Genomic DNA, 20122 nt, shown 5'->3' on the forward strand with positions numbered 1-20122 from the left:
GCCGTGATGGGCCTCATTCATCCATCCACATGACGCGAGGCGTTGGACGCATGCCGCCCGGCCCGTGGTAGTTAACAGCGCATGACGCACGCGCCGAAACTGCTCTTCGCGGACCCCAAGGGTCGGGTCATGGAGCATCCCTATCTCATCGCCACGCTGCGCAGCGGCGAGGAGCTCGTGCCCCCGCAGGACAAGCCCATCGCCCTGCCGGCGGCCGGGCGCCTGGTGCACCTGCCCGGCCGGCTGCCCGTGGGGCTCAACCCGGACTCCGGTGAGCTGGAGCTCGTTCGCGAGATGAAGGTGGGGGGCAAGACCTTCGTGCCCAACGCCGTCGGCGCGCTCTTGCCCCCGGGCTACACGCGCACGTTCCTGCCCGGCGAGGTGAAGGGCAGCGGCCCCATCCTGCCGCAGTGGGCGTACACGGCGGCGGCGTGGGGGGAGAAGGGCCCGCTCGCGTGGGCCATCCACACCGACCGGCGCTCGCACTGGGAGCCGGAGTCGTACTCCACGCCGGAGCTGAAGGGGCTGGTGACGGCGCACATGGAGCGCTTCCCGGACAGCCGCGTGCTCAAGCAGCTGAAGACGTGCGCGCTGCTGTACCGGTGCTTCACGTCCCAGAACATCTTCTACGCGCGCGACGAGGGCGCCATCCCCGCGTCGGTGATGTGCAACGCGCGCTGCGTGGGGTGCATCTCGGATCAGCCCGAGGACGGCCCCCCGGCGTCGCACGAGCGCATGGACGACGGCCCCTCCGCGGAGGAGATGGCGGCCATCGGCCTGTACCACCTGGAGCACGCGCCGGGCCGCACCATGGTGAGCTTCGGCCAGGGCTGCGAGGGCGAGCCGCTCACGCGCTGGAAGTTCATCGCGGAGTCCATCCGGATGATGCGCGCGAAGACGGACCGGGGCTCCATCAACATCAACACCAACGCCAGTCTCACGCACGGGCTGAAGGCCCTGCTGGACGCGGGGCTGGACGCCGTGCGCGTGTCGCTCAACGCCGCGTCCAAGGGGCTCTACGAGGCCTACTACAAGCCGGTGAAGTACGGCTGGGAGGACGTGGAGGCGTCCATCGCGCTGGCGCGCGAGCGGGGCGCGTACCTGGCGCTCAACCTGCTGCTGTTCCCCGGCGTCACCGACCGCGAGGGCGAGGTGCGGGCGCTGGAGGACCTGGTGCGCAAGTACCGCGTGGATCAGGTGCAGACGCGCTCCTTGTGCATCGACCCGCTCCAGTACCTGGAGGTCGCGCGGGGCGTGGGCGCGGGCGGCGAGCCGGTGGGCATCCGCACGCTCTTGAACCGGCTGAAGGCGGCGCGGCCGGGGCTCATCATCGGCAACTTCGCGCGCGGCCTGGACGAGCGCGAGAACGCCGCGGGCGCGCCGGAGGTTTGACCGTCCGGGAGGGAAGGGTTACGCAGGACGGCATGTCCGCTTCCTCCTTCCGTTCCGCGTTGCGCCTCGCCGTCTTCTGTCTCTCCTCCGGTGCCGTCCTCGGTGCGTGCAGCAAGGCGCCCGAGGAGCCGGAGTTCGACCACGGCCTGAAGAAGCCGCTCGTGCGCAAGCTGCGCGAGGAGCTGGCGGAGACGCCGTGCGACAAGGCGAAGGCGCAGCAGCTGGCGCAGCTGCTGCTGGACACCGGCGACATGAAGGGCCTCACCCGCGTGACGGACACGTTCGGTGAGAAGTGCGGCCCCAACATCGTCCTGCTCCAGCTGGCGTACACGGCCAACGCGCGCGCCGGGGAGAAGGAGCTGGCGCTCAAGGCCGCCACCGCGCTGGTGGCCGCGCAGCCGGACAACGCGAGCTATCACGTGTGGCGCGGCCTCTCCCTGGAGGCACTGGGGCGTACCGAAGAGACCGCGGCGGAGCTGCAGAAGGCATTCGACCTGCAGCCCGGCCAGCGCCCCATCCTCAACTCACTGGTGAAGACCTACGACGCGCTGGGCAAGTCCTGCGAGGCGCTGGCCGCGTACCAGCGCTTCGTGGAGAGCGCGAAGCCCTCCGAGGCGAAGTCCGCGGAGGTCCAGGAGCAACTGCAGGAGCGGGCCGCCAAGACGAGCTGCCCGGCCCAGGAGACCGCGACGCCCGACGCGTCCGTGACGCCCGAGGCGGCGGCGAAGCCCTGAGAGGCGCGCGGGCGACTACTCGGCGCCAGGGGGCATCAGCTCCTTGGCGACGAGGCTGCCCATCACGGCGTCCTTGGGGATGTAGCCGTCGGCGCCGGCCTCGCGGCAGATGCGCTGGAGCTCCTCCACGTTCTCACCGGAGCACAGCAGCACCTTGATGCCCTTGAAGAGGCTGTTGCTCTTGATGAAGCGGCAGAACTGTTCGCCGTTCACGTTGGGCATGCGCACGTCCAGCAGCACCAGGTCCGGGCGCGTCTGCTTCTTCAGGATGATCTTCGTGGCCTTGTCGGCGGTGTCCGCGACGTGGACCTCGAAGCCCTTGGACACGAGGTCCGCTTCGATGATCCGCGCGGTCATCTCACTGTCGTCCACGATGAGGATGCGCGGCTTGCGACCCCCGGCGGCCATGGGGGCCTTGGGCAGTCCACCGGAGCCGGCGGCGGGAGCGGCCGGGGCGGCCGGCGTCGCGGCGGGAGCAGGCGTGGCGGCCGGGGCGGGGGAGGGGACCGCGGCGGGGATGTTCAGCGCCGGGGCGCCGATGAGGCCCATGACGCCCCCCAGCACGCCCTCCAGGCCTCCGCTCTTGAGGATGTAGGCGTCCGCGCCGGAGTTCTTCGTCTTCGCGTCCAGCTCCTGCTCCGAGATGTCGGAGTAGAGGACGAGCTTGGCGGTGACGCCCTTCTGGGTGCGGAGGTACTCGACGACGTCGTCGCCGAACATCTCCGGCATGTTCACGTCCATGAGGATGAGCGCGAACGGGCCCTCGGTGAGCTTCTGGTTGAGCGTGGCCAGGTCCTGCGCGCCACTGGCCTCGTAGCCGGCGGCCGTCAGGGCCCGGACCGTGAGCTCCAGAAGCATGGGGCTGTCGTCAATGACCAGTACGCGGGACATCGTCCTCCTCAGGGGCTCCCAGCGCACAACCCTACACCTTTGGGTCACGTTGGACCATCGAAACGGAGAGCAGGCGGCCGGTCCGGTCCGGACGATGGACCCTTGACCCCCTTTCTCCCGGTCCTGGATACTTCACCGCCTTGACCCCGAACTCCTCCCCCCTGCAACGCGCCTTGCGCATGGCGCCAGACCGTACGGTTGCCGCCCAGGCCCGGCCGGAGCTGGAATTCTTCTGCTTCCGCGTGGGCGAGCTGCGCTTCGGCGTCCCCAGCGAGAACGTGCTGGAGGTGCTGCGCGCCGGGCTGCTCACGCCGCTGCCGCGCACGCCGTCCTTCATCCTGGGCGTCACCGGCCACCGCGGCCAGGTGCTGCCGGTGGTGGACCTGCTGCGCTTCCTCAGCAAGGGCGAGGCGCGCATCGGTCCGCGCACCCGCATCTTCGTGGGCGTCAGCGGCAACTACGTGTCCGGCGTGGTGGCGGACACCGTGCTCGGCCTGCGCCGCATCCCCGTCTCCGAAATCCTGCCGCCGCCCCTGGGCGGTGATCAGGCCGCGGAGCACCTCTTGGGCGTGGTGCAGGGCTCGGGGCCAGCGGACGGCCTCAACCTGCTCAACTTCTCCAAGCTCCTGCAGACGGCCCGTCAGCGCGCGGTGGTGCGATGAGCGGCAACATCCTGCGCGAGGAGCCGGCCTCCGGGCTGGACGGGGAGGCGGAGCGCGCCGTGGGAGAGGTGGATGTCCTCTTCTTCCAGATCGGTGATTCAGAGTACGGCACGGACGCGTCGTCCGTGCTGCGCATCGACCGCGCGCTCCCGGATGATCTGACCGTGCGCGACCTGGGCCTGCCCCACAAGGGGCACCGGGCCATCGTGTTCGACACCCCCGAGGGCGAGGGCCACCTGAAGGTGGACGCCGTCAACGGGGTGCGCACCATCCCGCTCGCCGGGCTGCGCCGCATGCCGGCGGCGGCCGCGGCGGCTTCGTATGCGGTGGGCGTCTGCCTGGATGAAGAGGCGGGACGTCCCGTGTTGCTCATTGATTTGGCGGAAACCTTGAAGACGCAAGGAAGGCACTGACACACATGTCCCTGGAGAGCCCCAACGAGAAGCCCGCGAAGTCCCGCGGCGCGAGGAAGTCCCCGGGCGTGAAGGCCGGCGCGGAGTCCGTCATCGCCAACACGGTGGCGGATCCGTTCAAGCCCTTCACCGACACGCTGATGTCGGTGCTGTCCGGCAACCTGAACGCGCGCGTTCCCCAGGACCGCGTGCAGGCCGACGCCACCGGCTTCGGCCACCTGCTCAACCAGGTGCTGGAGCAGTTCTCCTCCGCTGAGCACCGCAAGCAGGTGGCGGCCCAGGAGATTGATCAGGCGCTCGACTCGCTCATCATCCTGGTGCGCGAGGGCGACCTGTCGCGCTGGAACACGTCCACCGAAGACCCCCAGCTCGGGCCCCTGCTGGAGGGCTTCGGCAAGGTCATCGAGACGCTGCGCATCTTCGTGCGGGAGATCAACGAGGCCGCGCTGCGGCTGTCGTCCTCCGCCAACCAGGTGCTGGCGGCGTCCACGCAGCACGAGACGTCCTCCACCGAGCAGGCCGCGGCCATCCACGAGACGACCGCGACCATGGAGGAGCTGAAGCACGCCTCCGCGCAGATCGCGGAGAACGCGGGCAGCGTGGCGCGCGTGGCGGAGGAGACGCTGGGCGCGGCCCGCGCGGGCCGTGGCGCCATTGGCGAGTTCATCCAGGCCATGCAGCAGATCCGCAGCGACGGCGTCGCGGTGGCGGACTCCATCTCCAAGCTGTCCAAGCGCGTGGAGCGCATTGGCACGGTGGTGGAGGTCATCGACGAGATCGCGGACCGCTCCGACCTGCTGGCGCTCAACGCGGCGCTGGAAGGCAGCCGCGCGGGTGAGGCGGGCAAGGGCTTCTCCATCGTCGCGGCGGAGATGCGCCGGCTGGCGGAGAACGTCCTGGAGTCCACCAAGGAGATCAAGAACCTCATCACGGAGATCCGCGAGGCCACGCAGGCCGCGGCGGGCGCGGCGGACGCGTCCAAGCACGCCACGGAGTCCGGTGAGAAGCTGGGCGCGGTGGCGGCGCAGGCCGTGGAGGGCATCCTCGCCGGCGTGCAGGAGACGAGCGACGCGGCCCGGGTCATCAACCTGGCGACCCAGCAGCAGCGCACGGCCACCGAGCAGGTGGTGGCGTCCATGGCGGAGATCGAGGACGTGACGCGCCAGACGACGCAGGCGTCGAAGCAGGCCACCGGGGCGGCCGCGGAGCTCACCCAGCTCGCGAGCCGGCTCGCCGAGCTCATCAAGCGGTTCAAGGCCGACTAGGCGTTCTCCTGAGGGGAGAAATGGGTCGAGGGGCGCACATCGCGCCCTGACGCCCGCGACCCATGGACACCGAGGCCCTCAAGAAATCCCTCCTGAAGAAGTTCCAGGAGGTCACGGCCGACCGACTCCAGAAGATCCAGCTGGGAGTCATCGACCTGGAGAAGGAGACCGCGGAGCAGGCCGCGGACGACGTCGCGCGCGAACTGCACACGATGAAGGGCGAGGCCCGCATGCTGGGCCTGGCCGCCATCGGTCAGCTCGCGCACGCCGCCGAGGACGTCCTGCGCGCCGAGCGCGAAGGCAAGACGGCCACCGAGACCGCCACCGACGTCATGCTCCGCGCATGCGACGTGCTGTCGGATCTCCTGGAGGACCTGGACGCGGCCCACACCGGCACGTCCGCCACCGAGGAGATGGTCAAGGCCCTGTCGGAGGTGTCCGGCCACCCGGTGCCCGCCCTGGGCCCGGTGCGCAAGCCCGCCGCTTCCACCGCGCCGCCCAAGCCCGCGGTGCAGGCTCCCTCGGCTCCGGCCGCCGCCCCGCCCGTACCGCAGGCCCCCGTGGCCCAGGCTTCGGTGTCCGCGCAGGCCACGCCCCGTGCGGCGGAGCCGGTGGCCGCCGCGCCGCACCCGCTTCCGGCCGCGAAGGAGGAGGAGGCGCCCAGCGCCGCGAAGGCCAGCTCCATCGCGGACCGCAGCATCCGCGTGAACGTGGAGGTGCTGGACTCGCTGGGCCTGCTCGCCGGCGACCTGCTGGTGGAGAGCGCGCGCGGCCGGCTTCGCAGCGGGGAGACGGCGCAGCTCTTCGAGCGCTTCAGCCGCCTGGGCGACCGCTTCCTGCGCATCTCCGAGGAGGTGGACGTCCCGGACGCCATCCGCAATGAGCTGGAGCGCGCGGAGGCGGACCTGCACATGCTGCGCGACGACGCGTTCCGCTTCGTGCGCCGCAACGGGGACGGCATCAACACGCTGCACGGCAACCTGGCCCAGCTGGCGGACCACGTGGCCGAGGCGCGCCTGGTGCCGCTGTCCACCGTGTTCGACGCGTTCCCGCGCGCGGTGCGCGACATCGCGAAGACGCAGAACAAGGAAGTGGACCTGGTCATCGAGAACGCCGACATCGGCGTGGACCGGTCCATGCTGGCCGACGTGCGCGACGCGCTGGTGCACCTCTTGCGCAACGCGGTGGACCACGGCCTGGAGTCCCCGGACTTCCGCCAGCAGATGGGCAAGCCCGACACGGGCCGCATCCGCATCCGCGTGCGCGTGGACGGCGACATGCTCCACATCGAGGTGGAGGACGACGGCCGCGGCATGGACACCGAGCGGCTCAAGCAGGTGGCCATCAACAAGCGCCTGCTGTCGCCGGTGCAGGCCGCCGCGCTGTCGGAGCGCGAGGCCATCGAGCTCATCTTCCGCCCTGGCTTCTCCACGCGCGAACAGGTCAGTGAGTTGTCCGGCCGCGGCGTGGGCATGGACGTGGTGAAGCGCAAGGTGGAGACGCTGGGCGGCTCCGTGGGCGTCCAGAGCCGCCAGGGCCGAGGCACCACCATCACGCTGCGCCTGCCGCAGTCGCTGGCCCTCATGAAGGTGCTGCTGGTGCGCCTGGGCGACGACGTCTACGGCATGCCCGCCGCGGACGTGGTGGCCGTCATGCGCATCAAGCCGGATGACCGCATGGAGGTCTTCGGGACGCTGGCGGTGCGGCACCGGGGCAAGCCCACGGCGCTCGTGGCGCTGGGGCCGCTCCTGGGCCTCAACGGCGGCAATCGCTTCGACAAGCCTCCCGCGGTGGTGGTGCGCCACGGCGACGACTACGCCGCGCTGGTGGTGGACGGCTTCGTGGACGAGCGCGAGGTGGCGGTGAAGCCCTGTGGAGGCGAGTTCCTCAAGGGCGCGCCGTTCATCGCGGGCACGGCGGCGCTGGAGGACGGGCGCATCGCGGTGCTGCTGCACGTGCCGGACATCATGACGGAGGTGCGCCGCATGGCCCGCCCCGTCACGCAGGCGCCCGCCAGCCGCCGGCTGCGCGTGCTGCTGGTGGACGACTCGCCCATCGCGCGCGCGACGGAAGGGGCGCTCGTCAAGGCGCTGGGCCACTCCGTGGAGGAGGCGCAGGACGGCGAGGAGGCGTACGCGAAGGTGCAGACGAACACGTACGACCTCATCCTCACGGACGTGCAGATGCCGAAGCTGGACGGCTTCTCCCTCACGCGGCGGCTGAAGGGCACGCCCGCCGTGGCGCGCATCCCGGTCATCATCCTGTCGTCGCTCGCGTCGCCGGAGGACAAGCGGCGCGGCCTGGATGCGGGCGCGGATGCGTACCTGGTGAAGGGCGAGCTGGGGGTGGAGATCCTGGCGCAGTCCATCGATCGGCTGACCTGAGGAGCCTCTCGTGGGCGGCGGCACGGCGGTGACGGGACTGGCGTTCCGGGTACTCCTGGTGGGGCGGGGCCTGCGCGGGCTGGTGCGCGGGCTCTTCGACGGCGAGTCGCTGGTGGCCGTGGGCCCTCCGGAGGCGGACTTCGTGGGCGCGGAAGGGGTGGTGCGCAGGCACTTCCCGGACGTGCTCCTGGTGGACCTCATCTCCTCGGAGGCGCTGGGCGCCATCGAGCGCATCATGGCCATGCGCCCCACGCCCATCCTCGCGCTGCACCCGGGCGTGCTCACCGGGCAGCAGGCGTTCCAGGCGCTGGCCCTGGGGGCGCTGGATGTGATGGACCGGCCGATGACGCCGGGGCCGGACTTCTGGCACGCCGTCAACCGCAAGCTGGTGATGCTGTCGCAGGTGAAGGGCGTGCGCTCGCCGCCTTCCTCGCCCAGGGCGTCGCGGCCGACGCAGGAGGGGCCCACCGCGCCGTTCCCCCTGGTGGCGCTGGCCGCCTCGCTGGGCGGGCCGAAGGCCGTGGCGCAGGTGCTGCGGATGATTCCGCGCGGCTTCCCCGCGCCCATCGCCTACTGTCAACACATCAGCCAGGGCTTCACGGAAGGCCTGGCGCACTGGCTGTCCACGGAGACGGCGCTGCGCGTCGTCGAGGCGACGCACGACGCGTGGATGGAGCCGGGCACGGTGTACATCGCCCCCTCGGGAGGACATCTGCTGGTGAAGCCGGACGGCCGTCTGGAACTGGATACAGGCCCTGCCCTGCGGGGCTTCCGGCCCTCGTGTGACATGCTGCTCACTTCGGCCGGGGAGGCTTTCGGCAAGCGGTGCATCGGCGTCATCCTGACGGGCATGGGCCGCGACGGCGCCAGGGGGCTGAAGGAGATTCGCGAGCGGGGAGGGCGCACCATCGCGCAGGACGAGGCCACGTGCGTCGTCTACGGCATGCCGCGCGAGGCGGTGCTCCTGGGCGCGGCGCAGCAGGTGCTGCCGCTGGACGTCATCGCACCGACGCTCGTGCAGTGGGTGGACGCGTGCTGAACGTGGGCAACAAGGTGCTCCAGCAGCTGTCCGCGCTCCTGCTGGAGCGCGCGGGGCTGAAGATCACCCTGGATGGCTACCACAGCCTGCGGCTCGCCCTGTCCACGCGCATGCCCGCGCTGGGCCTGAGCGACCCGGACAAGTACCTGCAGAAGCTGATGAGCGCGAGCGGCGAGGAGGAGCTGCGCTCGCTCCTGCCGCTGGTGACGGTGGGGCACACGGAGTTCTTCCGCGACGCGAAGCAGTTCCGCGCGCTGGAGCAGAGCGTGCTGCCGGACCTGCTCGCGAAGGCGCGGCGCGAGATGCGCAAGGTGTCCATCTGGTCCGCGGGCTGCGCCACGGGCGAGGAGCCCTACAGCCTGGCGCTGGTGATGGCGGAGCTGGGCGCGCTCGCGGTGGAGGTGGACCTGTGGGCCACCGATCTGAACCTGGCCGCGGTGGAGGCCGCGCGGCAGGGGAGATTCTCCACGCGCCGCGCGATGGCCATCGGGCCGGAGCGCCTGAAGCGCTTCTTCCGGCAGGTGGAGGACGGCTACGAGGCGTCGCCCATCCTGCGCGAGTACATCCGCTTCGATGGCCAGAACCTGGCCGCGCCGGTGTTCGACAAGGTGGCGCCCGCGTCGCTGGATCTCATCCTCTGCCGCAACGTCATCATCTACTTCGACCTGCCCACCATCCGCGGGCTGATGGACCGCTTCCTCGCGGCGCTGCGCCCCGGTGGGTTGTTGTTCCTGGGGTACTCGGAGAGCTTGTTCAAGGTCTACGACCGCTTCGAGATGATCGAAGTGGATGGCGCGTTCGTGTACCGGCGCCCGCTGGGGGACCGTCCCCGTCCGCCGCCGCCGCTGGCGCCCATGGCGACGGAGCCGCGCCCGGGCAGCCCGGAGTCCTTCGCCCTGGAGCTGCGCCAGCGGCTGCAGGCCAACGCGGAGGCCGCCGCGAAGCTGCGCACGACGGGCGCTTCGTCCGGTGCCTCCGACGCGCCCGTGCGCCGGCCCACCACGGAGATGCCCGCGGTGGGCCCGCTGGCGGGGCGCCGCACCGGGGAGTTCCCCGCCATCAAGCTGGATTCGCCCCGTCCTGCCGAGCCGCCGCGCAGGCCCGCGGACCGGCCCACCGGCACCTTCGCGGCGGTGCGCGTGGAGCCGCCGGCGTCGCGGCCCCTGGCGGAGGCGGCGCCCACGCGCCCCAGCGGTTCGTGGCCGCAGCTGCTGCCGCCCGCGGAGCGCCTCAACATGGCGGTGCGCAAGATGGGGGAGGGTGACTTCCCTGGCGCCATCGACGGCGTGAAGCGCCTGCTGGTGGACGAGCCCTCCGACCTGGACGCGCTCCTGACGCTGGGCAACCTGTACTCGCTCACCGGCCGCATCAACGAGGCGCGCGACACGTTCGGGCAGGCGCTCCAGCGCGAGCCGCTGTGCGTGGAGGCGCGCATCTTCGGCGGCGTGGCGGCGATGCAGGCGGGGAACCTGACCGAGGCGCGCTCCGAGCTGGCCAAGGCCCTGTTCCTGGAGCCCACGCTGGCCATCGGGCACTACCTGCTGGCCCAGGTGCAGGAGCGCACGCAGGACTTCGATTCGGCCCGGCGCAGCTACCGCAACGCCGTCGCGCAGCTGAAGCATCCGCAGCGCCCGCTGGCGGGGCACTACCCGGAGATGCTCGACTCCGCGGAGGCCATCTCCCGCGCGGCCCGCTATGCGCTGGCCGCGCTGGAGGAGCAGCCGGGCTGAAGGCAGGCCCGGCGCACGGTGGCCCTGAGTCAGTCCAGGTTGCCCTTCACCTGATCCAGGCTCTTGGACGGGTCCAGCACCGCGCTGAACTTCTTCTGCAGGTACGTCTTCGCCTGGCTGCGCAGGAGCATGCCCGGGTCGGTGCCCTCGCCGGACACGGCCTTGTCGGTGATGACGAAGCTGGCGTCCAGGTTGATGCCCATGACCTTGCCGGCGAGCTTCGCGCCCTCGTCGCCCTGCCAGTCGGACTTCACGCCGTACTTGCTGCCCCAGTACTGCAGGAGCTGCTCGACGCGCTTCTTGACCTCGTCCTTGGGAAGGTTGTGGGGGACCTCGAACTTCAACATGCCCATGGCGTGACTCCTGTTTCCGCGAAAAGGGTGCGTCCGCCCGGTTTAGTGACACCGGGCCGGAAAGGGAACCGCCGTCTTCGGGGGGATGTCCACCGGCGGCCTACCGGGCGGCCTTGCGGCGGGGCTTCGCCGCCTTCGCCGGGGCGGGTCCGGGTGTCCCGGGCGGGGTGCCCCAGCGCTCCAGGTACGGCTCCAGGTCGAACTTCTCCGCGGTCCGCAGGGAGCTCATGGGCCGCACCTTTCCAATCACCGGTCGCTCCTGGAAGGGCCGGTCGTGCAGCCCCAGGACCCACATGAAGTTGGAGACGCTCGCGGGGTCGCGCCCGTCCACCGCGTAGGTGTCGTTGAGTTTCGTGATGCGGACCAGCGCCTCCTCCGGCGTGGGGCTCCACTCCAAAATCTTCTTCCCCCAGAGCATGCGCAGGTAGTTGTGGATCCGCCCGCGCTCCCGCAGCTCGCGCTGGGACGCGTTCCAGAGCGCGTCCTGCGTGCGGCCCTGCTCCAGGTCCTCGAAGGAGTAGAGGTGCGGGCGCGGATCCTCGCGGTGGCGCGACAGCGTCTCGCGCGCCCAGGGGGGCAGGGAGTCCACGCTCAGCTGCTTCGGGCCGGGCGTGTGGAAGCAGTAGTTGAAGCCCAGCTCGCGACGCACGAGCAGCTCCTCCACGAAGGCCTGCACCGCCGGGTGGTCCTTGCCCTTCGCCGCGATGGCCGCGCGCGCCGCCTCGCCCGGGAAGAGGTTGCCCCAGTGGAAGTACGGCGACAGGTTGGACTGCTGGCCCAGGCCCGGATCATTCCGGCCGGTGTCGTAGCCCTCCAGCCGCTCGTGGAGGAACGCGTCCAGGGCCTTCAGGCCCGCCTTGCGGCCGCCGCGCTCGGCCAGGGGCTTCACGGAATGATCCAGCGCGAACGTGTCCAGCGAGGCCCGCGCCTTCACCGCGTCGGACAGCTCGAAGTCCGGCTGGAGCTTCGCGCCGGACACGCGCGGCTTGCGAACGGGCAGCGTGCGCTCCAGGTACTCCGGCCACAGCTTGCGCAGCTTGGGGCGCAGCGCGTACGCGCCCACCTGGGCCGCGGGGATGCGCTGCATGGGCACCACGCAGGACGCGTCCACGGCGATGAGCGGCACGCGCAGCGCCTTCGCAGCGCCGCGCAGGTGGCCCGGGATGATGTACGTGGGGAACAGGTCCGACACGACGGCCGCCGCGCGCTTGCCCAGGCTCGCGAGCCGGGGCTTGTGCTCCTTCTTCGTGCGCGGCAGCTCCAGCCAGTACGGCAGGCCGCGCGCGGCGCAGCCCTTCGCCATGTCCGCCATGCCCTCCAGCGCCCACGCGTGGAGCCGCTCCGACGCGTAGGGGTAGTCCGGGCGGAGGGCCTGGTAGACGACGACGGGCAGGCCCAGGTGGTTGCCCAGCGCGATGGCGGCGTCCAGCGCGTGGTTCTCCTCCCAGCGATGGTTCACCATGCACCAGTAGAGGACGAAGTCGCGCTGTCCCTGGGGGAAGGGCGCGTCGTTCACCGCCTGGATGCGCGCGGAGTCGACGTCGAGTTCTGACCACGAGAGGCCTTCGGGCATGGGCCCGCGAGAATCTTCGACGCGCGGCGGAAAACCAACACGCCCGCACGGGTTGTGGTTTTCTGCCGGACGGCCGGACCCAAGGAGCCCTACGCGTGTCACACCGTCGAACCTGGAACCTCCCTGTCGCCGTCCTCGCCGTCGCGCTGATGCTGCCGGGCCTCGCGCTGGCGCAGGCGGGTGGCACGGGCGTGTACCCGGCGCCGCAGCCGCCGCCTCCGCCAGCGCCGGGCATGTACCCGGCGCCGTCCTCGCAGGCCGAGCCGCAAGCCGCTCCGCGAGAGGAGCCGCGGCCCGTGGCGCCCTCCAACGACGCCTACGGACAGCCGCCGCCCGCGCAGCCGTCGAACACGGACGCGTATCCGCCCACGCAGGCCAGCCCGGATGACACGCGGGCGCCCCCGGGCGACGCGCCCCTGGCGCCGCCGGATCCGGACCGCCTGCGCACCGAGCCGCAGGCCCCGCTGACGGAGGGCCCGCAGGGCGTGCGCCAGCAGTCCACGCGGGACGAGACCGCCACCGCGGCCTCGCGCCTGCGCCCGCCGCCGGAGGACAACGGCGTGTTCCTGGACGGCCAGCGCCGCCGGGGGCCGTTCCTGTCCGGTCCCGGCAGCATGCGCTTCGTGCTGCACCACACGGCCCTGGGCGCGCTGGGCGGCTTCTTCACGCAGGCGTTCTCCAAGGACTACAACTTCGACCGCAGCTCGCGCGAGGCGATGCTCGCGGGCACGCTCATTGGCGCGGGCCTGGGCTTCGGCGCCTCCGCGTGGTGGCAGTTCAACAACTGGGTGGACACGCCCATGGCGAACTTCACCATCCTCAACTCGGGGATCGGCGGCATGTTCCTCGCGGGCTTCATGGACCTCCTCACGCAGGACGCGGGCGTGCTCACCTGGTCCGCGTTCCTGGGCGCGGAGCTGGGCGCGTGGCTGACGGCGGGCATCGGCGGCGGGCAACTGCCGCTGTCGGACGGCCTGCTGGTGGCCTCCGGCGCGGGCTGGGCGGCGGCGTACAGCGCGCTGTTCCTCGCCATCGTGCACTTCTCCGGCACGGCCATCTCCGGCAAGACGTGGAAGGACCTGCTGCTCATCTCCCCGGGCGTGGGCGCGGGCGTGCTGGCCCTGGCGACCATGCGCTACAACCCGACGGCGTCGCAGATCCTCCGCGCGGACCTCTTCGGTGGAGGCGTGGGCGCGGCGGTGCTGCTCATCTCCGGCCTGGTGCTGGGCGGCTTCAACCAGTCCACCCCGTACGTGCTGTCCTTCCTGGGCTCCGCGGGCGCCATCACCACCGTGAGCCTGCTGTGGGAGGAGAGCGTGGACCGGTCCGCCGTGCGCAGCTCGCACGGCGCCAAGGACCGGCCCTACAAGAACGTCTGGTGGTAGACGGCCTGGAGGACGGGCGGGCAGGCGTCATGGCACGCGGGGGAGGGCGGCATCACCTTTCCCCGGTATGGCGCGCGTCCTCCCGTTCTCGGCCCTCCTGACCTCGCTGGGCTCCTCGCTGGAGCCCGGGGATGGTCCTCCTCGCGGAAACGCGGCCCCGCTGCCCATGCACGTGCGGCCCCTGCTGGAGGCCGCCAACCCGAGCGCGGAGCTGCGCCGGATGCGGGACTCGGGCGGGCTGTTGAAGGACGCGCGTCCCGCCCTCTACGTCGTGGAGCTGCACGGCCCCGCGGGCCGGTTCTCCGGCCCGCCGGTGCGCTACCTCCTGTGCGCGCTGACGCCGGACGCGGTGCCGTCCCTGGAGCAGGACCCGTACCGGCCCCGCGCGTGGGAGGTGGAGCCCGCCGTCACCCTGGTGGCGGATGACCACGGCGCGCTCCGGGCCCTGCTGGCGGAGGCCGCCGAGCGCGGCATCTCCGTCTGGAAGGGGAACTACGACGGCAACCCGGTGTCGCTCTTGCGCATCGAACCGTCCCCGGTGTCCAAGCGCCTGCAGGCGGTGCTGGACGAGGCCCCCATGCGGCCCCTGGCGGCCCTGAGCGAGCAGGGCCGGTCGCTGGCGGCGGTGGTGCCCCTGTCCGAGCCGGGCCTGGAGCTGTGCCCCATCCACCGTGCCCTCAAGGGCGTGGAGACCTTCCAGGAGGAGACGTTCCTCACGCTGGTGGCCGCCTACGCGCGCGTGACGGAGCTGGACGCGCCCCTCACCACGCCGCAGGGGCTGGCGGCGGCGCGCGAGCGGCTGGCCACGCTGGTGCCCGGCCAGCACGCGGTGCTGCTGGTGCTGCCCGGAGGCCGGGGCCGCATCCTGCGCTTCCGGCAGGGCCTGGACCTGGCGCACCTGAAGGGCGCCCCGCGAAACCCCACGCTGCGCAGCCTGGACCTGGCGCTGCTCAACACGCTGGTGCTGCGCACGGTGCTGGGCATCCAGGAGCCGGAGGCGTCCGGACATCCCCAGGTCTTCCCGGTGCACGGGCTGGACGCGCTGGTGGCGGGCGTGGAGGCCGGCACGTTCCAGGCGGGCTTCGCGCTCAACCCGCCGCCGGTGTGGGAGGTGCGGGCGGTGATGGAGGCCCAGGCCACGCTGCCGCCGCGCACCCTGCGCGTGGAGCCGCGCGTGCCCGCGGGCCTGCTCTTCCTGGATCCCGAAGTCTGACGGCCCGCGTGCGTGCGCTGACCGGCACCGCGCAGGACTGGCCCCACCGGGTGCGGCTGCGGTTGGAGCCGGGACCGGGGGAGACGCTCGACGCCATCTGCGGCGGCGAGGTGCAGGTGCTCCAGCGGCGGCTGGGCTACCGCTTCACGCTGGACCCCGTGCTGCTGGCGCACTTCGCGGTGTTCGAGGCGGGCGCTCACCGCGGAAGGCTGCTCGACCTGGGCACCGGGTGCGGCATCATCCCGCTGGTGCTGGCCCGCCGGCTGGGGCGCACGGACATCACCGCGCTGGAGCTGCAGCCCGGCCTGTTCTCCCTGGCCGAGCGCAACGTGTACCTGAACCGCTGCGAGGGCGAGGTGACGCTGGTGCAGGGCGACCTGCGGCACGTGGCGGAGACGTTCCCCGCGCGCGGCTTCGGCCACGTGCTGTGCAACCCGCCCTACCGCGCGCGCACCGCCGGCCAGAGCAACCTGTCCCTGGAGAAGGCGCTGGCGCGGCATGAGATTGCCTGCGAGCTGCCGGACGTGGTGCGCGCGGCGGCCTACCTGCTGGTGCCCCGGGGCGGGCTGTGCATGGTGTATCCAGCGTCGCGCTTCAGCGAGCTGGTGTCGGTGCTGCGCACGCAGCAACTGGAGCCGCGCACCGTGCGCATGGTGCACCCGCGAACGGACCGGCCCGCGAAGCTGGTGCTGCTGCACGCGGTGAAGGGCGGCCGGGCGGACCTCACCGTGCTGCCGCCGCTCGTCGTCCACGCGGACGAGGATCAGGCCTTCACGGACGAGGTGAACGCCATGGTGGGCTGACGCACTCCGCGCGCTTTCGCTTCACCCGGAGTGGGGCGGGGCAGGGTAGGCTCTCCGGCCCGAGGGGCCGGGACCGGCGGCCCCGTCTTGCGAAGGCAGGGTGTGATGCGCGTGGACTTCCGCCGTGCCGAGCGGTGGCGACTCCGGGCCCTGGGCTGCTGGGTGGTGGCGGCGTTGCTGTTGGGCTCCAGCGCGCAGGCGCAGACGCAGGCGGACCGGCTCTACCTGGGCATCGGCGTCTCCGGCGGAGGCTCGCTGGAGGCCGGGGACGTCCACGTCAAGGAGCGGCGGAGCCTGGAGCTGCGCGTGCCGCTGCCGCCGCTCGTGCTGGGGCGCACGTACCTGTTGCCCTCGGTGGGATACGAGACGCGGTGGGTGGGCGCGGACGTGCCCGTGGCGGGGGAGGACGCGGTGGAGCGGCGCTTCCACCGCATCCAGCTGGGGCTGACGCTGGTCCGTCCCGTGGTGCCGCGCTGGATGCTGGTCGCTGGCGTGACGGGCAGCACCCGCACGGACTTCCGGTCCTCCTTCGACCTGGCGCTGGACACGTCGTGGGTGGCGTTCGCGCTGGCCAGCCACCAGCTGGGGGACACGCCCGGCTTCGCGGTGACGTTCGGCGTGGTCGCGCTGTGGCCCTTCGACAGGCTGCCGGTGATCCCCATCCTGAACCTCACCTACAACCGGGGACCGTACGTCGTGGAGGTGGGCCTGCCCCGGCTCACGCTGCTGCGCAAGCTGGGCGACACCGTGGAGGTGGGGCTGGTGGGGGCGCTCGACATGCAGGTGCTCCGCACCCGCTTCGAACCGGAGCTGCGGGCCGTGGGCGCCAGCTACCTGCGCGAGACGCAGGTTCGCGTGGGGCCCACGGTGAACGTCCACCTGGGCCGCGACCTGTGGCTGAGCTCCTCCGTGGGCCTGTCGTTGATCAACGACTACGCGCTGCTGGATCGCCAGCGCGACAGCCTGGACATCCCGGGGCTGGACATGGGGCCGGCGCCGTATGGTCGCGTGGTGCTCGGCTGGCGTCCCGGGCGCCCGCGGGCGAAGGCGCAAGGCTCGCGCCCCGCGCCCTGACGCTCGCGGACCGCTACGGCTCTACCGGGGCATCCGCGGCCCGCGGCTCCCCGTGGTCCGGTCTCCCGTTCGCGGGCGCCTCTTCCGCCTCGATGCCCTCCAGGAAGGGCGTGGGGGCCTGGGACAGGTAGCGCTCCAGCTCCTCTCGCGCCACTTGCGCGCGCGGGTCACCCCGCTGGGCGTAGCACTCGGCGCGGGCCAGCAGCATGGCGCGGTTCCAGGGGACGTGCGGCTCCAGGGGCGCGAGCCCCTCCACGCACATCGCGGCGCCTCCGGCCGCGACCGCGAGCCTGGCGCGGATCAGCTTCCGCTGCTGGCTGCCAAGGCTGGCCGCGAAGGGCCGTTCGAGCAGCGCGTAGAGCCTCCGGGCCAGCTCGGGCGAGCGCTGCCCCACCCGGAACGCCGCCTCCAGGGCCGCGTCCGTCAGGGCGCGGTCCGGCCACGGGTCCTCGCGCAGGGCCGTGAACGCGCGCTCCAGCAGCGCGGCCGCCTGGGCATCCTGCCGCTGGGACTCCAGCCACAGGGCCTCCAGCAGGTCCGCTTCGACGGGGAGGCGCTCCCGCAGGGCACCCACCGCCGCGAGCGCGTCGGGGTGCAGGGTGAACACCCGGGCGCGCGCAAGCACGTACTGTTCGCGCGGGCCCCGGGGCTCCCGCTTCAGGCGCTGCCACAGGGGCACCACCGCGGCGTTCCGGCCCGCCAGCGCGGCGTCGACGAAGTCCTTGTAGGCGCGGGCCTGTTCGGACAGCGGACCGGGCACGGCGTAGCCCAGCCACAGCCGCAGCTCCTCCACGCGGCTCCAGTCCGGCGCTCCCCCCGCGAACGCCAGCCGGTCCAGCCCGAGCCGCCGCGCCGCGCGGCGCAGGTCCGTGGTGGAGAAGAAGTTGGACCGGCCCAGGCTGCGCGCGAAGGCGAACTCCATGGAGGACAGGTCATCCGTGTTGATCATCTCCGCGCCTTGCGCGGCCGCCACCTTCGCCAGCCCCGCGTTGCCGATGAAGTGCGCGAGCACGCCCTCCAGCTCGTCCGTGCGCCACACCGACTTCAGCGCGGCGCGGTAGGGCTCCTGGGTGATGCGGGCGCGCAGTTGCTCCAGGTCGTGTGACAGCGGCCGCGTGGAGGCGACGAGCAGCAGGTCCCCACTCAGCGTCTGCCAGGTGTCCACCGACGCGAACTCCGAGGACAGCGTGGCGTAGGCGCTCTGGACGGTGAGGGCGTCCACCTCGTAGGCCTGGAGCCACTGCAGGAACAGGCCCCCGTCGGACAGCCGCTCCTTCGCCGCCTGGTAGAACTCGCGCGTGAAGAGGCTGGAGATGCCGGCGCGGTACGGGTTGGAGGGCTCGGAGAAGATGATGTCGTAGCGCTGGCGCGTGGTGAGCAGCACCTCGCGCGCGTCACCGAAGGAGGTGTGCACCTTCGGGTTGTCCAGCACGTCCGCGTTCACCGCGTGGCAGCGGCGCGCCACCTCCAGGATGGCGGGCTCGATCTCCACCACGTCCACCCGCTCCATGCCCGGCACCCGGCCCAGCCAGCCCGCGGTGCTGCCCGTGCCCAGGCCAATGACGAGCGACGCGCGCGGCGCGGGGTGCAGCATCGCGCCGACGAGCCCCGCCATGACCTGGGTGGGCGCGTCGCCAATGGCGTTGCCGTCCACCTTGCCGTTGACGATGAAGCTGAGGCCGTCGTCATCCGCGAGCGCGACGCTGCTCTCCACGCCCTCGTGCTCCCAGGTGATGCCGGCGCGCATGGCGGACAGGAACCGGTCGATCTCCTGGCTGTCGGGCTCCCGCAACCCGGAGCGGCCCGCGCCCACGCCCGAGTGGCGCCACGCGGCGGTGGGGCCCTGCGCGGTGAGCAGCAGCACGGCGAGCCCGGTGGCCAGCGCCGGCGCCACCAGCGCGACCCGCTGGCGCTCCCGCAGGAAGGAGAGGACCGCGGCGCCCAGGCCCAGCGCGGCGAGGAGGCCCGCCACGGCCTGCCATGTCACCGGCGCGGTGAGCAGCGGAATCACCCCGAAGCCGCCCGCGAGCGACCCCACGATGGAGCCCCCCGTGTTCCACGCGTACACCTGCCCCACCTGCCGGCCCGCGTCCTGGCGGCCCCGCCCGATGAGCGCGAGCAGCAGCGGGAACTGCACGCCGGACACGAACGCGGCGGGCAGCACCACGAGGGAGGTGATGAACGTCCAGCCCAGCGCCATGCCGCCCAGGCCCAGGCCGCCCAGGGGACGCAGCAGCGCGGCGAGGATGGCCAGCCGGTCGCCCAGCGCGAAGGGCACCGCCATCAGCACGGCCTCCGCGGCGCAGGTGAGCGCGAAGCCCTGGAGCGTGGCGGGCCGGTGGCGGAAGAAGACGCTGTAGGCGGTGCCGCCCACCCCGATGCCCAGGAGCGCCAGCGCGAGGATGAGCCCGAACGTGAACGTGGTGCCGCCCAGGATGGGGCCCAGCATCCGGTACCAGACCAGCTCCATCAGCAGGAACGCGAAGCCCACCACCGCGGCGGCCACGAGCACGAAGCCCCGGGGCGGCAGCGCGCCCGCGTCGGCCCCGGGGGCCGGCGTCGGGGGCGGCTCGGCGGCGGGCGTGGCCGGGGCGTCGGACTCCATGGAGCGGCTCACGGAGCGCGCGGTGATGGCCACCAGCGCGTTGAGCAGGCACGCGGCCCAGAGCGTGGAGCGGTTGCCCAGCACCTCCAGCAGCAGGAACGTGGAGGCCACCGCGCCCGTCACGGCGCCCAGGGTGTTGACGCCGTAGAGCAGGGCGAGGTCGCGGCGCCGCGGGTCGTCGTCGGAGAGCACCGCGCGCGCGGCGGCCGGGAGCGTGCCGCCCATGAGCACCGTGGGCACCGCGAGCACCAGCAGCGACAGCACCAGCCGCACGACGGTGCCCAGGCCCAGGCCCATCACCGGCGTGCCGCCCAGGGCGATGTAGACGGCGCGCACGGCCTCCACGAGGAAGGGGCTCAGCGCGGCGCTCGCGGCGATGAGCAACTCCAGGTTCGCGTAGAACGCCAGCGGCCGCGCCTGCCGGTCCGCCCGCGCGCCCAGCAGCGCGCTGCCCAGCCCCAGCCCCGCCATGAAGATGGCCAGCACCGCGGCCGACGCGGCGGTCGAGGCCCCGAAGATGAGGCGGAACTCCCGCAGCCACACCGTCTGGTAGACCAGCGCGCAAAGCCCCGAACCGAAAAGGAGGGGTGCCACCCTCCCGACGCG

Annotated in this window: 16 protein-coding genes; 12 read left to right on the forward strand and 4 right to left on the reverse strand. The window is 72.3% G+C overall.

Features of this window, described 5'->3' with window-relative positions; genetic code table 11:
* Window positions 1-81: 81 nt before the first annotated feature.
* On the forward strand, window positions 82-1392 hold the full coding sequence (locus AABA78_RS14900; protein ID WP_338263752.1) for a radical SAM family protein: 1311 nt from the start codon (window positions 82-84) through the stop codon (window positions 1390-1392).
* A 32-nt stretch (window positions 1393-1424) separates the two neighbouring features.
* The gene (locus tag AABA78_RS14905; protein WP_338263754.1) at window positions 1425-2126 is read left to right on the forward strand and encodes a hypothetical protein; all 702 of its coding nucleotides are present in this window, start codon (window positions 1425-1427) and stop codon (window positions 2124-2126) included.
* Window positions 2127-2141: 15 nt separating this feature from the next.
* Here the strand turns inward: AABA78_RS14905 and AABA78_RS14910 are convergent, their stop codons facing one another.
* Complete coding sequence (locus AABA78_RS14910; protein WP_338263755.1) at window positions 2142-3017, reverse strand: response regulator; 876 nt, start codon at window positions 3015-3017, stop codon at window positions 2142-2144.
* A 179-nt stretch (window positions 3018-3196) separates the two neighbouring features.
* On the opposite strand from AABA78_RS14910, the gene AABA78_RS14915 reads away from it, so the two are divergent.
* The 6 genes from AABA78_RS14915 to AABA78_RS14940 all read left to right on the forward strand — a co-directional run bounded on the left by AABA78_RS14915 (window position 3197) and on the right by AABA78_RS14940 (window position 10510).
* Window positions 3197-3679 (forward strand): chemotaxis protein CheW, encoded by a 483-nt coding sequence (locus AABA78_RS14915; protein ID WP_171413952.1) that lies wholly within the window; start codon window positions 3197-3199, stop codon window positions 3677-3679.
* Window positions 3676-4092, forward strand: a complete 417-nt coding sequence (locus AABA78_RS14920; RefSeq protein ID WP_338263756.1) for a Frizzy aggregation protein FrzB — start codon at window positions 3676-3678, stop codon at window positions 4090-4092. Before AABA78_RS14915 ends, AABA78_RS14920 begins: the two co-directional genes overlap by 4 nt.
* Window positions 4093-4097: 5 nt before the next feature.
* Entirely contained in the window at window positions 4098-5357 is a 1260-nt protein-coding gene (locus AABA78_RS14925) for a methyl-accepting chemotaxis protein (RefSeq protein WP_338263757.1), read from the forward strand.
* Between the two features lie 62 nt (window positions 5358-5419).
* Complete coding sequence (locus AABA78_RS14930) at window positions 5420-7741, forward strand: hybrid sensor histidine kinase/response regulator (protein ID WP_338263758.1); 2322 nt, start codon at window positions 5420-5422, stop codon at window positions 7739-7741.
* Between the two features lie 37 nt (window positions 7742-7778).
* Window positions 7779-8780, forward strand: coding sequence for a chemotaxis protein CheB (locus tag AABA78_RS14935; protein WP_338264292.1), 1002 nt, complete (start codon window positions 7779-7781; stop codon window positions 8778-8780).
* Window positions 8774-10510 (forward strand): CheR family methyltransferase, encoded by a 1737-nt coding sequence (locus tag AABA78_RS14940; protein ID WP_338263759.1) that lies wholly within the window; start codon window positions 8774-8776, stop codon window positions 10508-10510. Before AABA78_RS14935 ends, AABA78_RS14940 begins: the two co-directional genes overlap by 7 nt.
* A gap of 29 nt (window positions 10511-10539) precedes the next feature.
* On the opposite strand, the gene AABA78_RS14945 is transcribed toward AABA78_RS14940, so the two are convergent.
* Both AABA78_RS14945 and AABA78_RS14950 read right to left on the reverse strand, forming a co-directional pair.
* A complete protein-coding gene (locus AABA78_RS14945) occupies window positions 10540-10863 on the reverse strand; it encodes a polyhydroxyalkanoic acid system family protein (protein WP_120528923.1) in 324 nt (107 codons plus the stop codon).
* A gap of 100 nt (window positions 10864-10963) precedes the next feature.
* On the reverse strand, window positions 10964-12436 hold the full coding sequence (locus tag AABA78_RS14950; protein WP_338263761.1) for a deoxyribodipyrimidine photo-lyase: 1473 nt from the start codon (window positions 12434-12436) through the stop codon (window positions 10964-10966).
* A gap of 95 nt (window positions 12437-12531) precedes the next feature.
* Between AABA78_RS14950 and AABA78_RS14955 the strand changes: the two genes are divergently transcribed.
* The 4 genes from AABA78_RS14955 (at window position 12532) to AABA78_RS14970 (ending at window position 16911) form a co-directional block, all read left to right on the forward strand.
* Complete coding sequence (locus tag AABA78_RS14955) at window positions 12532-13821, forward strand: hypothetical protein (protein WP_338263762.1); 1290 nt, start codon at window positions 12532-12534, stop codon at window positions 13819-13821.
* Between the two features lie 67 nt (window positions 13822-13888).
* Window positions 13889-15034, forward strand: coding sequence for a DUF1015 family protein (locus tag AABA78_RS14960; protein WP_338263764.1), 1146 nt, complete (start codon window positions 13889-13891; stop codon window positions 15032-15034).
* Between the two features lie 8 nt (window positions 15035-15042).
* Complete coding sequence (locus AABA78_RS14965; protein WP_338263765.1) at window positions 15043-15837, forward strand: tRNA1(Val) (adenine(37)-N6)-methyltransferase; 795 nt, start codon at window positions 15043-15045, stop codon at window positions 15835-15837.
* Between the two features lie 105 nt (window positions 15838-15942).
* Window positions 15943-16911, forward strand: a complete 969-nt coding sequence (locus AABA78_RS14970; RefSeq protein WP_338263766.1) for a DUF6268 family outer membrane beta-barrel protein — start codon at window positions 15943-15945, stop codon at window positions 16909-16911.
* Between the two features lie 13 nt (window positions 16912-16924).
* Here the strand turns inward: AABA78_RS14970 and AABA78_RS14975 are convergent, their stop codons facing one another.
* A complete protein-coding gene (locus tag AABA78_RS14975; RefSeq protein WP_338263767.1) occupies window positions 16925-20110 on the reverse strand; it encodes a fused MFS/spermidine synthase in 3186 nt (1061 codons plus the stop codon).
* Window positions 20111-20122 lie beyond the last annotated feature (12 nt).

Source organism: Corallococcus caeni, assembly GCF_036245865.1.
Taxonomy (GTDB): domain Bacteria; phylum Myxococcota; class Myxococcia; order Myxococcales; family Myxococcaceae; genus Corallococcus; species Corallococcus caeni.